The organism is Massilia sp. X63, assembly GCF_041023745.1.
Taxonomy (GTDB): Bacteria; Pseudomonadota; Gammaproteobacteria; order Burkholderiales; family Burkholderiaceae_D; genus Telluria.
The window spans coordinates 42438-57416 of the sequence record NZ_JBFTEF010000016.1 but is presented as its reverse complement, the minus strand read 5'-3'; the positions used below and the strand labels follow the sequence as shown (position 1 = coordinate 57416).

6 protein-coding genes are annotated in these 14979 nt (G+C 72.1%); 3 read left to right on the top strand and 3 right to left on the bottom strand.

The window, feature by feature from the left end:
* Positions 1–70 precede the first annotated feature (70 nt).
* The 3 genes from AB3347_RS22765 to AB3347_RS22755 all read right to left on the bottom strand — a co-directional run bounded on the left by AB3347_RS22765 (position 71) and on the right by AB3347_RS22755 (position 11277).
* On the bottom strand, positions 71–937 hold the full coding sequence (locus tag AB3347_RS22765) for an outer membrane beta-barrel protein (RefSeq protein WP_369093997.1): 867 nt from the start codon (positions 935–937) through the stop codon (positions 71–73).
* Positions 934–9120, bottom strand: coding sequence for a glucoamylase family protein (locus tag AB3347_RS22760; RefSeq protein WP_369093996.1), 8187 nt, complete (start codon positions 9118–9120; stop codon positions 934–936). Before AB3347_RS22760 ends, AB3347_RS22765 begins: the two co-directional genes overlap by 4 nt.
* A gap of 180 nt (positions 9121–9300) precedes the next feature.
* On the bottom strand, positions 9301–11277 hold the full coding sequence (locus tag AB3347_RS22755; RefSeq protein ID WP_369093995.1) for an aminotransferase class V-fold PLP-dependent enzyme: 1977 nt from the start codon (positions 11275–11277) through the stop codon (positions 9301–9303).
* Positions 11278–11428: 151 nt separating this feature from the next.
* On the opposite strand from AB3347_RS22755, the gene AB3347_RS22750 reads away from it, so the two are divergent.
* The 3 genes from AB3347_RS22750 (at position 11429) to AB3347_RS22740 (ending at position 14947) form a co-directional block, all read left to right on the top strand.
* Positions 11429–11914 carry an Lrp/AsnC family transcriptional regulator gene (locus tag AB3347_RS22750; protein ID WP_369093994.1) on the top strand — a complete coding sequence of 162 codons (486 nt, stop codon included), beginning with the start codon at positions 11429–11431 and terminating at the stop codon, positions 11912–11914.
* A gap of 86 nt (positions 11915–12000) precedes the next feature.
* A complete protein-coding gene (locus AB3347_RS22745; RefSeq protein WP_369093993.1) occupies positions 12001–13125 on the top strand; it encodes a branched-chain amino acid ABC transporter substrate-binding protein in 1125 nt (374 codons plus the stop codon).
* 16 nt (positions 13126–13141) lie between these two features.
* Positions 13142–14947: a DUF885 family protein gene (locus AB3347_RS22740; RefSeq protein WP_369093992.1), complete on the top strand. Its 1806-nt coding sequence runs from the start codon at positions 13142–13144 to the stop codon at positions 14945–14947.
* The last annotated feature ends 32 nt before the right edge of the window (positions 14948–14979 follow it).

Genomic DNA, 14979 nt, shown 5'->3' with positions numbered 1-14979 from the left:
AAGAGCTCGCGACCGCCAAGGGACCGGACCTGTAAGCCAGGACAGAATCCAGCCCGGCGACCGGAACTGATCAGAAATGGAAGTCCGCCCTTACCATCGGGGTACTGGCGCGCTGCCCTGCCCCGCCGGTGGTCTGGCGCGAATTGCCGAACTTGTTGTTCCAGAACTGGTAGCCGACGCCGACCCGGATCTTCTTCGGCGCGTAGCCGAAGCGCGGGCCGATGTCGACCATCAGGGCCATGTCGAGGTTGGTCTCGGCGCTGGTCGGGTTGCCGGTTTCGTCCAGGCCCTTGGCGGCGATGAAGTTCAGGAAGCCTTCGAAGGACCAGTGCTCGCTCACCGGGATGCCCCAGCTGGCGCCGAACATCGGGTGGGTGTCGTAGGTGTAGCGCCCGCGCACGTTCGAGATCGGCGGGAAGGCGCCGCTCGGCGCGTTCGATTCGCGCAGCCACAGGATGCTGGTGTTCAGGAAGCCCGGCACGTCCCACATCAGGGTGGGGCCTAGCACCAGCATGCGCTTGCGCGAGTTGTAGCCGACGTCTTCCTTGTGGTTGAGGTCGAAGCCGACCGTCAGGCCCATGCCCTTGACCTTGCCGAATCGGATTTCCTGGCCGCGCAGCGCGCCGATGTCGAGCGTGTGGCGGTACAGCAGGTAGGCTTCGCTTGCGCCGCTGCTGCTCCCCAGGGAGCGCGGGTCGGTGCTGTCGGATTTCAGTACGTCCAGGTTGAGGTAGTTGCTGCCGTACTTGTAGCCGCTGGCGTGGGTGAACGCCACGATGTGCTTCTTGATGTGCTCGGGGTTGAAGGGTTCGGCGAAGCGGGTGCCGTAGCGGTAGCTGACGGCGTTGTCGCTCCAGTCCATCGCCATGGCAGGCGCGGCGCAGCACAGCAAGATGGCGCAGGCTGCGCCGGTCCATCCTGTCGATCGTTTGTTCATGTTCTTGTCCCTGACTGGTTGTCGAGATGGCCGGCGAGCGCGTCCGCCGGCCTGCGTTCCACATAGTGTTCCACCCGGTGCTCGCGCCCGTCGTCGACGAGCTCGATGGTATTGCCCTGCTGTCCTGCCCCGTCGAGCACCAGCAGCTCGCCCACCGTGGCAGGCAGCACCGTGACCTGGTAGTCGGTCCGTCCATGGCGGTAGCGGAAGCGCAGGCTGTCCCAGCCGATGGGCAGGAGCGGCGCCAGCGCCAGGCGGTCGACCGCGCGCATGATACCGAGCAGCGCGTCGGTGAGCAACGCATAAATCCAGCCGGCCGCCGCGCCAGGGGGTGCAGGGTGCGCGCCGTCCATCATGAGGCAAGGCGCGGCGCCGCAGCGCACACCTGCTTCGCCGTCCCGGCGCAGCGGACTCAAGGAGCGGGCCAGTTCCCAGGCGCGGGTGCCGGCCCCGGCGCCGGCCAGGGCCAGCGCCACCCAGGCCGCGCTGCGCCCGTCGTGCATGGCGGCGCCATCGAGGGCCCCCAGCACCGCCCCCACCCGGTCCGGGTTGGCGCCGGCCATGGCGGCCCAGGCCTGGGTGGCGGGGTCGGGGCGGCTCATGCCATCGGCCCCGTAAGCGCTGCCGTCCCAGCCGTATTCTTCCGCCTGGGCCATGAGCGCCAGCGCGGCGCCGCGGCAGGTGGTGGCGAAGCCGAAATCGGCGCGGCGGTCGGCCACGTCGGCAAAGCGCTGCAGCACGGTGGCGAGCCGGAAGGCCAGGCCCACGTCCTCGCGCCGGGCGCCCGGTTCCTGTTCGTCCTCGTGCATGCGCGCATCCTGCAGCGGCAGGCCGTGCATGCCGAAGCGCAGGCAGCCGCGCAGGCCGTGCACGCAAACCTGGTACAGGTCGTCGTGCGCCAGGCGCGTGCCGCTCGACGGGCCGCCACCGGCCGGTTCGCGCAGGATGCCGTAGTCGCCGGTGGCGGCCACGTAGCGGCACAGCGCATAGGGCAGCCACAGGAAGTCGCCGACCGGCGCGCCGGCAACGCCGATGTCTTCGCGGGCCGCCCGCAGCAGCGCGGCGCGCAGGGTGGCCGGGCTGCCGTGCAGCGCGGCCATGGCGCCCTGCAGCTGCTCGGCCGGGGCGCCGCCCATGGCGCCGGCCACTGCCGTGTAGGGCAGCCAGCCGTTGGCGAACAGGTCGAACGCGGGCTCGGGCGTGGTCACGCGCACGGCGCCGAGCAAGCCGTCCCACCAGGCGTGCACCTGGCGCAGCGCGCGCGCCGCCGCCTTGGCGCCGCCGTGCTGCTGCACCGCGCGGCTGGCCGCCAGGTGGTCGGGGCCGGCCACGCCGAGCAGGAACACCAGTTCGGTCTCCATGCCCGGCTGCAGCTCCAGCACGGTTTGCAGGGCGGCGCAGGGGTCGAGGGCCGCGCCGAGCGTGCCGGCCAGGCCCTGTCGTTCCAGCGCGGCCGGGCGCGCCAGGCTGCGCTGGCGGCCGACGAATTCGCGCCGGTCGGCGGTGTAGGCGATCGGGGCGGACTGGGGCGCATCCAGGTGGAAGAAGCCGAGCTGCTCGGCGAAGCCGGCGCCGAAGGCGTTACGCGCCAGCAGCGCGCCGCTGGCCAGGTCGACGCTGGTCACCAGCTGCAGGCCGGGTGCGGCCTCGACCTCGTCCATCCACCATTGCACATAACCGGTCACGCTCAGGCGGCGCGGCGCGCTGGAGAGGTTGCGCAGCCGCAGCACGGCATACTTGAGCGGCGCATCGGGCGCCACGAAACAGCGCAGCTCGGAGCCGATGCCGTGCGCCTGGTGTTCGAACACGGTGTAGCCGAAGCCGTGGCGCGTGCGGTAGGGCTCGCCGGACGGCATCGGCCAGGGCGCCGGCGACCAGGCCGCGCCGCTGTCTTCGTCGCGCAGGTAGAAGGCTTCGCCCTGCGGCGCCGTCAGGCGCAGCTCGCGCCGCCCGCACCAGGTGCTGCCCGGGCCGTCGTGCGGCAGCAGCGCGCCGAACACGCCGTTCGCGAGCGGATGCAGCGGCGGCTGCCCGCCCTGGGCCGGCGAGGCGGCGCCGCTGCGGATCACCGCTTCGCGCCCATCCTGCGAGAAGCCGCCCATGCCATCGTCGTGCTGCAGGGCTTCCGCTTGCGCCGGCACGGCCTCCAGCGTCCATGCGGGCGGAGGCTCCTGCGCCACGAACGGCAGCGGCAGCGTGGCCTGGGGCGGCGCGGCGCGGCGCAGCTGGTCGGCCAGGCTGCCGCGCTCTTCGAGCAGCAGCACCCGCGCCGCCGCCAGCAGCAGGATGCGGTCTTCCTGCGGCAGTTCGGCCAGCAGGTGCACGTACATGCCGCGTGGCGCCTCCAGCGCTTCCGGCGCCAGCAGCAGCACCTGGTCGCGGATCTCGCGGTTCTCGCACAACACGACCAGGTCGGCATCCAGGCCGCGCGCCTGCCAGTAGGCATGCGCCTGCAGGACTTCGTGCGCCAGGCTGCTGTCCGGACCGGGCTGCAGCACCAGCAGCGGACGGCTGCCGTCCACGCCATAGGCGTGCAGGGCGGCGCGGCCGCGCACATTGCGTTCGATGATGCCGGGGTCGGCGCGCAGGCCCGGCCTGGGGTCGAGCAGGCAGGCGGCCAGGCGGTTGTAGCGCTGGGCCTGGGCGTCGCCCAGCCCGGCCGCACGCAGCGCGGCCTGGCCGTGCGTCCAGGCCGCCTCGATGGCCTGCTGCACCACCTGCGGATCGGCATGGCGCGCCGCCAGCTGGCGCGCGGCGGCCGGCGTGGCGGCGGCGCCCATGACCAGGTCGAGCGTGATTTCCTGCCGCGGCGCCAGCGTCAGGATGCGCCGGATCGCCAGCGCCGGCACGGCAGGCGCGGCTTCCAGCGGCGGCAGCGGCCCGGCCGGATCGGCGCAGGTGCTGCTGAACAGCGGCGCCTCCGCCGCGCCGCTGTTCAGCAGCGCCATCTGGCAGAACACCACCGGCGCGCCCGCCCCGAGCAGGCACAGGAGCGCCTGCGCAGCCTCGTCGGCGCGCACCGACACGCCCGGCGCCGTGGGCGCGTCCGGCGTGGCGGACTGCGCCGCCAGCAGCACGTGGCCGGTGATTTCCAGCGTGCGCGGCGCGTCATGGGTGTTGCGGATGCGGATGCGCCGCAGCTCGACGTCGTCCTCGGGCGCCACTGCCATCTCGGTGGCGATCGCCAGGCCGCGCTCCTCGCGCCGGAAGCTGGCGCGGCCCTCGGCGAAGACCGCCTCGTAGCGCGCCGGCTCGCCGGGCGCCGGCGCCAGCGTGGCCGACCACAGCTCGCCGGAGGATGGGTCGCGCAGCACGCAGGCCAGGCCGCCGCGCGCGCCGAGCGGATCGGGTTGCCAGCGGGTCAGCGGCACGCCGTTCCAGCGGCTACGGGCAGCGCCGTCGCTGTCCACCAGCACGTGGTAGCTGCCGTTGGACAGCAGCTGCACCTCCAGCGTGCCGGTGGCGGCGCCGGCGCGGTCGACCACCCGTCCCTGGGCCGGACCGGCGCGCTCCGCCGCATCCTGGTAGGCGGCCGGGGCCAGGGCGCCGCAGGCGGGCAGCGCCTCCTGCAGCAGCGGCTGCGCCGCGCGCAGTTCGGGGTCGCGGGCAAAGCGGCGCTGCATCGGCGCCTCGTGCAGCAGCTGCAGCAGGGCCAGCAGGCCCATCCCCTGGTGGCGGGCGCAAGCCAGGCGCAGCACCTGGCGCTGCTCGCCGTGCGGCAGCCGCGCCGGCGTATGGTCGACCGCATCGACGAAGCCGTAGTCGCCGCCCAGCCCTTCCTGCATCATGCGTTCCAGGTTGGCCAGCGCGGGCCCGGTGAGCACCGGCAGGGCCAGCAGCGCCGCGTAGGGCGCCGCCACCAGTTCGGCGTCGCTGCCGCGCCCGAGGCTGGCCGCGGGGACGCCGAAGCGCCGGAACTGGAAGCGCAGCTGGGCGTCGACCGCGTTGCAGGCCGATTCCGAAAAACCCCAGGGCATGGCGTGGCGCGCCCCATGGGCCGCCTGCGCGCGCACGGCTGCGCGGCCGGCATGCTCGAGCAGGGTCTCGCGCCAGGACGGCATCAGCAGCTGCGGCGCCAGGATGTCGGACAGCGCACCGCTGCGCGACAGCAGCAGCTGCTCGGCGCTGGCAATGCGCATCGGACGCCCGAGCGCCCACCAATGTTGCTGGCCGAGCTGGCCCTCGGCCACGGCCAGGTAGGCGGCCATGCGCGCTTCCGAGGCCAGCAGGTCGCAGCCGTCGGCGTCGAGGCGCCGCTCGCGCACCTGGTAGCCCGCCGCCAGCAGGCCGGTGCCGCGGTCGAGCAGCGCGCCGAAGTCCATGGCGCCGAAGCTGCGCGCCTGCCGCGCCAGCCGGCCGGCTTCGGCCAGCAGCCCTTGCGCATGCTGGCTGCCGTCGCGCACCATCCGCGCCAGCTGGTGCTGGGCGCCGTCCGGGGCGGCCAGCACCGCCAGTTCGCGCAGGGTCGGGATGCGGGTCAGCCTGGCGTCGAGCACGTATTCCTGCGCGGCGCGCATCCAGGGCGCCAGCGCCAGCAGGCCGTCCTGCAGCGCATGGCATTGCGCGGCCAGCTGCGCCACCCAGTCGTGCAGGGCGGGATCGGCCTGCTCCGGCAGGCCGGCCGCCAGCGCGTCGGCCGCTGCGCCGGCGTGCTGCAGGCATTCGGCCAGGCCCGGCAAGGTATGGGCGGCGCGGCAGCGTTGCGGATCGAGCGCGGCCCACACGGCCACCACCAGGGCGCGCACGTCGGACGACTGGTGCCGGGCCAGCTCGTCCACCACCTGCAGCGCTGCCCGGATGCCGTCCAGGTCTTGCGGTCCGGCGATCGGCGCATCGGGCAGTTCGTCCAGCCCGGCCGCCAGCACGCGCATGCCGAGCGCCATCCAGCCGCTGTCGGCGGTGGACACGACGGCCGGCTCGATCGGGGCCAGCGTGGCGTTGTCGTAGGCCGACAGGAAGTGGCCGTTCCAGCGTTCCAGCAGCGCCATCGAGGCCAGCGCGCCGTCCAGGCGGCGCAGCAGCTCGCCCGGTCCCAGGTAACCGAAGTCGCGCGCCGCCAGCGTGGACAGCAGGCAGATGGCGATGCCGGACGGCGTGCTGCGGGCGTCCGCCAGCGGATGCGGGTGCTCCTGCACGCTTTCCGGCGGCAGCCAGTTGTTGGCCGGGCCGGCATGGTCTTCGAAGAAGCGCCAGCTGCGGCGCGCCAGCCGCGCCAGCAGGGCCTGGCGCGCCGCCGACAGCCGCGGCGCCTGTGCACGGACCGGCAGGCTGGTCCACCAGGCCAGCAGCGGCGACAGGAACCACACCAGCAAGACCGGCGCGGCGGTAAACAGCGAATACGGATTGGCAAAGGTCAGCAGCAGCGCCGTCGCCACCGCCAGGCCCGGCGCGAACCACATGGTCAGCCAGTTGTTCTCCACCACGCGCGCGGGACGCGCCAGCGCCAGCGGACGCCACTCGAGCCGGCGCCGGCCCGAGACCCGGCTGCGCCACAGCGCGCGCACCAGCGCATCGAGCTGGTACCAGGCGGCATGCGGCAGGAAGCTGGTCGCCAGCGCGGCGCGCACCAGCGGCACGCGCGCACCGCGCGCCCAGCTGTCGAGGTGCTGGCGCCAGGGCGCGTCGTGGGGACGGTCCACCAGCGCCACCAGGCTTCCCAGCAGGGCCGGCAGGAAGAACACCGACAGCACGGCGGCGGTCCAGAAGGCGGGCGCCGTCAGCGCGCTCCAGCACAGCACCAGCAGCGCCAACAGCGCCGGCGCCGCCAGGCTGTCGCGCAGGGTATCGAACAGCCGCCAGCGGGCGGCGGGCGTCATCGGATTGGCTTCCTGGAGAGCGGCGCCGCGTGCGCCGCCGGCCGCCTTGATCCGCGGCCGCACCCAGCCTGCGGCCTGCCAGGCCGCGCGCAGCGCGCGGTGGCGGCGCAGCGCATGTTCGCCATGGCTGCCGGGAAGCGCTTCTTCGAGCCGGACCTCGCCGTCGGCGGCCGCATGCAGGCAGCCCTCCTCGACCGTTCCGGGCGCCGGCAGCGCGTCGTCCGGCAGGCGCCCGGCCAGCACCCGCTCGTAGGCGTCGATATCGTAGATGGCGGCCCAGCCGAAGCTGTCGCGGGTGTCGCAGGCGTGCCCGCCCAGGCGCGCGGCCCAGGTGCCGCGGCCCTCGCCCAACAGGCGCTGGTAGCGGCAGGCATGCGGGCCGGGCAGCGCGCCGCCGACATCCGGGCGCAGCATGGCATGGCCTTCGGCGACGCGGGTGCCGCCGGCGTCCAGGGCCGGCTGGTTGAGTGGGTGCGCCATGGCGCCGGCCAGCAGGCGCGCGGCGTCGCGCGGCAGGCCGGTGGCGGCATCCAGGGCGATCACGTAGCGCATCTCCGCCAGCCCGGCGGTATTGCCGGCGACGGCGGCGAAGCGTTCGCGCGCCACTCCGGCCAGCATGGCATTCAGGTCGGCCAGCTGGCCGCGGCGGCGCCCGCGCCCGATCCAGGCCTGCTCGCCCTCGTTCCAGACGCGCGGGCGCAGCAGCAGCACGAAGGGCTCGACGCGCCGGCGTTGCGTGACGGGCTGGCCGTCCTCGTCGAGCGCGGCGAAGGCGTGCTCGCGCGCATGGCGCCGGTTGAGGGCCTCGATGGCTTCCACCGCATGCGCCACCAGCGCCGCGTCGCCCGGCAGGTTTTCGGCCGGCGCATCGTGCAGGTCGGCGAGCAGGCAGAAACGCAACCGCGGATCGCGGTTCGCCAGGTAGCGCAGCTCCAGGTCGCGGCACAGGGCGTCGACCTGGGCGCGCTCGGCCAGGCGCGCCGACACGGCCACCAGGGTTTGCGCGTCGGCCGGAATGCCGTCGCCGAAATCCATGCGCGGCGTGCGCGCCGGCGGCGCCAGCCAGCCCGCCATCATGCCGGCCAGGGCGCGCGCCAGGCTGCTGCCGCCGAGCAGGGCGAGCACGCCGATGCAGAGCTGCAGCAGCAGCCCCGCGCCCTGCTGGCGCGCGCACAGCACGGCCGCCGCCGCAAACAGCAGGGCGAGCAGCGCCGATGCGGCGATGTCGGCCGCCAGCGGCGCATGGCGCAGGCGGCGCCTGAGCCGGGCCGCGAGACCGGAGCGCGGCTGCAGGCGCGCTTCCAGGGCCTGCAGGCCGGGGCCGGCCAGGTAGTAGCCGATGTGGCGGCGGCGCGTATCGAGGCCGCCTTCGGCCGGGGCCCGGTGCACGCCCGCCAGCGCCAGCGCCTCTTGCGCCACCTCGGCCTCGGGCCGGCCGCTGCGCCGGGCCAGCCGTTCAACCGCGTCGCGGTACAGGTCGCGGGTGGGGCCGTCCATGCGCGCATAGCTGCCGTCCGGGTCGGCGCGCAGCACGGGTTCGACGCTGCCGGCCTCCTCGGCCAGCGCGCGCCAGTCGATGCCGCCGAGCAGGCGCAGGCTGGCCAGGATGTTCGCCGCCAGGGTGCCGTCGGCCGCCATCGTGTCGCGCTCGCGCTGCACCTCCGGGCCGATGCCGGAGCCCTGGTCGAGCAGGCGCGCGTCGATCCAGGCCAGGGCCTGCGCCACCGCGCCGCCCTGCCCCTGCAGCCGGCGCGCCAGCTCGGCCACGAAGCTGCTGCCCAGCGGTTCCACTTGGCGCGCCAGGTCGGCCACCAGCAGGACCAGGTCGCCGGAGCGCTGGGCGGCGGTGTCGAGCATCCGGTCGGCCCAGCCGGCGGCGAGGATGCGTTCTTCGCAGGCGCGGGCGCTGCGCACGGCGATGTGGCGCAGGGCGTCGAGCAGGGCCACGCGCAGCGCCGCCGGGAACAGGCGCAGCTCGGCCAGCCGCAGCGGGTCTTCCTCCTGGCGGCCGGCCAGCAGGCGCGCCAGGGCGGCGCGTTCGATGCGCCCTTCGTCCAGGGCGGCGGCTTCGCGCGCCAGCACCAGGATGCGGGCGTCGCCGTGCGGCGCCTGCAGCGGCAGCACGCCGCGGTCGTGCAGCAGCTGGCCGCGCGCCTGGCGCAGCTGGGTGTCGAGCAGCGGGGTATGGTCGAGGATGGCCCCGGCGGCGGGCGGAAGCTCGCTGCCGCGCCGGCGTGCGCCGTCGAGCGCGTCGCAGGCGGCGTCGAGCGCGCCGTCCAGTTCGGCCAGCAGCGCCCGCAGGCCGGGGGCGCCGTCGGCAGCAGCACTTGCGCCGGATTCAGCCTTCGGGTTCTTCTTTTGCTTCAACAGGGACCTCGACACAGAGGCGCGCGCTGTCGACCGCCGGCGCGTCAAGCGCCCGAAGCAGGTCGATGGGAAGGGAAACGCAGGGCGCGCACGGCCACCGCCATGCTAGAAGAAGCCAGCGCTAGCCACTGTGCGGTGGCGTACACAGGCGCCAGATGCGCGCCCGTGTTGCCAGGATGCTCAGCCGGCCAGCGCCAGCCCGCCGGCAACGTGCCAGGCCTGTGCGTGGCCGAGGCGGCGCAGCAGGCGTGCGGCACGCGCGCTGCGGTTGCCGCTGCGGCAGACGAACACCAGCGGGCGCGGCTCGCGCAGCCATTGCGCGGCCTGGCCGGCCAGCTGCGACAGCGGCACGGGCTGCGCCATCCGCCCGCGCACTTGCGCGGCGCCGGCTGCATGCTCGTGCGGCTCGCGCACGTCGACCAGCAGGGCGTCCGGGTGAGCCGACAGGTAGGCGGCGGCCGAGGTCGCATCGAGGTCGATGCCCTCGTCCGGCAGCGGATCGGCGCCGGGACGCGACACGGCGGGTTCGCCGATGCGGTGGCAGCACAGGGCGCCCTCCAGGGCGGCGTCCGGCGCCGCTGCGCCGAACACGAAGCGCACCGCCTCCCCGGCCAGCACGCCGTTTTCGGGGCGGCCCAGCAGGTAGGCGTCGCCGGACCGCGCCAGCACGTCCTGGCCGAGCGCGAGCGCGTCGACCGTATCGACCGTTTCGCCGCCGCCCAGCCGTACCCGTTGCGCTCCGCCCGGCCAGCCCGGCGTGACGCCGACGATGCCGCCCAGGGCATCGGCGCCGCCGTGGCCGTGGCCGGTATCGAAGCAGGCCAGCAGGCGGGCGCCGCGCGCATGCAGGTCGGCGGCGATGCGCGGCGCCAGCGCCGCCGGCGGATCGATCGCGATAAAGTAAGCTCCCGCCTCGTCGGACAGCAGCCAGCCGCTGGCGCCGCCGGATTCGAGCTGCTGCAGTCGCGCCAGCGGCCGCGTTTGCGCCAGTGCGCGGCCGCAGTGCTGGATGCGCGCGCAGGCCGCGTCGACGAAGGCGTCGTCGGCCAGCGGGCCGAACGACAGGCGCACCGCCGATGCGCTGCGCTCGGGCGGCACGCCCATCGCATCCAGCACATAGCTCGGCGCCGCCTTGGCGGCCGAGCAGGCCGAGCCGGCGCTGACGCGCACGCCGGCGGCGTCGAACAGGTCGAGCATTTCCTTGCTGCTGACGCCCGGCACCGAGAAGTTCAGCGTGGTCGGCAGCGCATGCTCGAGCGGGACGTTGAACACCAGGCCCGGGAAAGCCTCGCGCAGGGCCGCGGCGATGCGCTCGCGGCTGGCGCGCAGCTGGGCGTGGGTGCGGAAGGTGCCGCCCTCTTCCAGCGCGCCGAGCACCGCCCCGAGGGCGGCGATGCCGGCCATGTTCTCGGTGCCGGAACGCTGCCCGGCTTCCTGGCCGCCGCCGCACATCAGGGGCGTATAGGGAGCGCCTTCGCGCACGTACAGCAGGCCGATCCCCTTCGGCGCATACAGCTTGTGGCCGGAGAAGGGCGCGTAGTCGATGCGGGTGGAGGCCAGGCCCAGCGGCAGCTTGCCGAGCGCCTGCACGCAGTCGACCATCCACAGCGCCGGGCTGCCCGACTCCGCCAGCACGCGCGCGATGCCGTCCAGGTCGGAGACGACCCCGGTTTCGTTGTTCGCCGCCATGGTGCAGACGAAGGCGGCGCGCGGCGCCAGCTCGCGCAGCAGGTCGAGCCGGTGGCGGCCGTCGGCGTCGACCGGCAGCATGCGCAGTTCCAGGTTGGTGCCCAGCAGGCGGTTCCAGTGCGTCAGGCTTTCCGGCACCGCCTTGTGTTCGGTGGCGCCGACCAGCAGCAACTCGCCGCAGGCTTCGCCGCGCCGGCGCCGCTCGCGCACCGCGCACAGCGCCGACAGCACGGCGGTCTGGATGCCTTCGGTGGCGCCGCTGGTGAACAATACCCGTCCGGCGCCGGCGCCCAGCACGCGGCGCGCGCGCGCCCGCGTCTCTTCCAGCAGGGTCTTGGCGCGCAGGCCGCAGGCATGGCTGCTGCTTGGGTTGCCGAAGCAGGCCTGCATGGCCGCCATGGCCGCCTCGGCGGCGGCCGGCAACACGGGCGACGTTGCATTGGCGTCAAGGTAAAGTTCGCTGTTCATCATCATTAATTACAAAAAGGTAATTACTTTGTTCGGATCGTGTTATTGTTGATGAGTATGTTACGGAGTCACTCCGGTGAAGACATCCCAATTTTTGCGCTTTATCGTGCATCAATAGCATATTCATTCTCGATATATCGATATAGTGAAAATGAACTCACTCGACAAGTTTGATTGCGCTATCCTTGCTGCATTGCAGGCAGATGCCACCCTGTCCATTTCCGGCCTCAGCGAAAAGGTCGGCTTGTCCAGTACCCCTTGCTGGAAACGCGTCAAGCGCCTCGAGGAAGAGGGCTATATCGAAAGCCGGGTCAGCATCGTCAACCGCGACAAGGTCGGCTTGCCGGTGACCGTGTTCGTCAGCGTGCGCACCAGCGAGCACGACGAAAAATGGCTGGCGCGCTTCGCTTCGGCCGTGGTGGCGCTGCCGGAAGTGCTCGAATTCCACCGCATGAGCGGCGACGTCGACTACCTGCTCAAGGTCGTCACCACCGACATCGCCGGCTACGACCGCTTCTACAAGAAGCTGATCAAGGCCGCGCGCCTCACCGGGGTCTCGTCGGCCTTCTCGATGGAGCAGATCAAGTGCACCACCGCCCTGCCGCTGGAGTTGATTTCGCACGGCTTGCCGGCCTGACCCTGCAGGTACATCCAGCGCGCTTAACCGGCGGCTGGTTTCATGTCATGATGGCGTCCGTTTCGAACATAACGGAGACCCAGGGAATGCCATCCAAACTGCACCTCGCGCCGCTCGCGCTGGCACTGTTCGCCATCCACGCCGACGCCGCCGAACAAGTCGTCAAGATCGGCGTCAGCGGCCCGCTGTCCGGTTCCAACGCCTTTGCCGGCAAGGACAACGAGAACGGCGTGCGCCTCGCCGTCGAAGAACTCAACGCCCAGAAGATCCAGGTCGGCGGCAATCTGCTGCGCTTCGAGCTGCAGTCCGAAGACGACCAGGGCGACCCGAAACAGGGCGTCAACGTGGCGCAGAAGTTTGCCGACGCCAAGGTGAAGTTCGTGCTCGGCCCCTACAACTCGGGCGTGGCGATTCCCGCTTCGCGCGTCTACAACGACAACGGCATCCTGATGTCGACCGTCGGCACCAATCCCAAGATCACCCAGTCCGGCTACCCGACCGTGTTCCGCATCGTCGCCAGCGACACCCAGGTGGGCGGCTCGGTGGCGGCCTATGCGGCCAAGGAACTGAAGGTGAAGAACGTCGGCGTGATCGACGACCGCACCGCCTTCGGCCAGGGCATCGCGATGGAATTCAAGCGCCAGGCGCAGGCCAACGGCATGAAGGTCGCGGGCCACGAATACACCACCGACAAGGCGACCGATTTCGCCGCCATCCTCACCGCCCTGAAAGCCAAGCGCGTGGACGCCGTGTTCTTCGGCGGCTATGCGCCGCAGGCCGCGCCGATGGCGCGCCAGATGAAGGCGCTCGGCCTGAACGTGCCGCTGCTGGGCGGCGACACCCTGTGCAGCCCCGAGATGGCCAAGCTCGGCGGCCCGGCGGTCGGCGAGAACGTGCGCTGCGCCCAGGCCGGCGCGATCGTCGCCAAGCAACCGGGCGGCCCGGCCTTCATCGACGCCTACAAGGCGCGCTTCAAGCGCGACCCGGACGTGTATGCGCCCTCGTTCTACGACCAGACCAAGTTCATCGCGCAAGCCATGCAGTCGGCCAACTCGGTCGATGCCGCCAAGGTGGGCGCGGCCATGCACGCGATCAGCTACCAGGGCGTGGTCGGCACCTACGGCTATGACCCGAAGGGCAACCTGAAGAAAACGACCGTCACCGTCTACACCTTCAAGAACGGCGCCTTGACCCCGCTCGCCAGCTACTGATTCACGAGGAAACACCATGAAAGCATGCTTCAAGCTTGCGGCCCTGGCCGCGGCTGCGCTGCTGGCCTGCGGGCCGGCCGCCGCCGCGCAGCTGGACACACCCAATCCCGCCTCCGCCGCCGCCACCCAGGAAAGCCGCCAGATCAATGCCCTGGCCGACGAATACTACGAAGCGCTGGCGCGCTTCGAGCCGGTGTGGGCCACCGAGAACGGCGACAGCCGCTTCAACGACAAGCTCGGCCTGTCGATCTCGCCGAAGCTGCGCGAGCAGCAGTTCGCCCTGTACCGCAGCTACCTGCAGCGCTTGTCCAGCATCCCGCGCGAGCGCCTGGGCGGACGCGACCAGACCAGCTACGACATCCTGAAATTCGAGCTGAACAGCGCGCTGCGCCTGGCCGCCTTCCCGGAACACCTGATCCCGATCGACCAGATGGTCAGCATGCCGGTGATCCTGGCGAACTACGCCGGCGGCCAGGGCGCCCAGCCGCTGGCGACCCCGCGCGACTACCGCGCCTACCTGAGCCGCCTGGCCCAGCTGGTGCCGCACATCGACCAGTCGATCGCCAACATGCGCGAAGGCGTCAAGCGCGGCGTGGTGCAGCCGCGCGAGCCGATGCAGTCCGCCCTGCCCCAGTTCAAGCAGCTGGTGGCGCAGAAAACCGAGGACAGCATCTTCTACACGCCGATCCGGAACATGCCGGCGAAGTTCACGGCAAGCGAGAAGCGCAGCCTGCAGCAGGCCTACCGCAAGACGATCGCCAACAAGCTCAATCCGGCGCTCAAGCGCCTGGCGACCTACCTCGAAAAGGATTACCTGCCGAAGACCCGCGCCAGCGCCGGCTGGACCGCCCTGCCGAACGGCGCCGCCTGGTACGCCGCGCGCGTGGCGGCGATGACCACGACCGACCTGACGCCGGAGCAGATCCACGAGATCGGCCTGAAGGAAGTGGCGCGCATCCAGGGCGAATACGCCGTGACCGGCCCGAAGATGGGCTACAACGGCCCCGCCGCCGGCCTGCCGCGCTGGGTGGCGGAGCAGCCGAAGTACAAGCCGTTTACGACGGACCAGCAGGTGATCGACGTCTTCCGAGAGCTCGACGCCAAGGTGCGCGCCAAGCTGCCGGCCCTGTTTACCTTGCGCCCGAAGGCGCCGCTCGACCTGCGCCTGGAGCCGGAACTCACGCGCGCCTCGGCCTCGGACCACTACACCCCGCCGGCCGCGGACGGCTCGCGCCCGGGCGTGTTCTGGTCGGTGGTGAACGACCCGAAGCAGTACGGCAGCACCGGCATGGTCACGCTCTACCTGCATGAGGGCCAGCCGGGCCACCACTTCCACATCGCGCTGGTGCAGGAACTGGGCCTGCCGAACTTCCGCAAGTTCGGCGGCAACAACGCCTTCACCGAAGGCTGGGCGCTGTATGCCGAGACCCTGGGCAAGGAGATGGGCCTGTTCGAGAAGCCGGAAGATTATTTCGGCCACCTGAACGACGAGATGCTGCGCGCCGCGCGCCTGGTGGTGGACACCGGCCTGCACGCCAAGGGCTGGAGCCGCGACCAGGCCATCAAGTATTTCCAGGACACGCTGGGCTACTCCGAGCACGAAGCGCGCGCGCAGATCGAGCGCTACATGGTGTGGCCGGGCCAGGCGCTCGGCTACAAGATCGGTTCGCTCAAGATCATGGAGCTGCGCAAGCGCGCGCAGGACGCGCTGGGCATTAAATTCAGCCTGCCGAAATTCCACGCCATCGTGCTGGGCGAAGGCACCCTGCCGCTGGCGGTGCTGGAGGCGAAAGTGGACAAGTGGATTGCCGAGACGAAGTGAAGGCTGCGTAGGCTGCGATCGAACCGGGGTGC

Coding starts and splice junctions, on each gene's coding strand:
- AB3347_RS22740 (WP_369093992.1), top strand. CDS start 13,142: ATGAAAGCATGCTTCAAGCTTGCGGCCCTGGCCGCGGCTGCGCTGCTG.
- AB3347_RS22765 (WP_369093997.1), bottom strand. CDS start 937: ATGAACAAACGATCGACAGGATGGACCGGCGCAGCCTGCGCCATCTTG.
- AB3347_RS22755 (WP_369093995.1), bottom strand. CDS start 11,277: ATGAACAGCGAACTTTACCTTGACGCCAATGCAACGTCGCCCGTGTTG.
- AB3347_RS22745 (WP_369093993.1), top strand. CDS start 12,001: ATGCCATCCAAACTGCACCTCGCGCCGCTCGCGCTGGCACTGTTCGCC.
- AB3347_RS22750 (WP_369093994.1), top strand. CDS start 11,429: ATGAACTCACTCGACAAGTTTGATTGCGCTATCCTTGCTGCATTGCAG.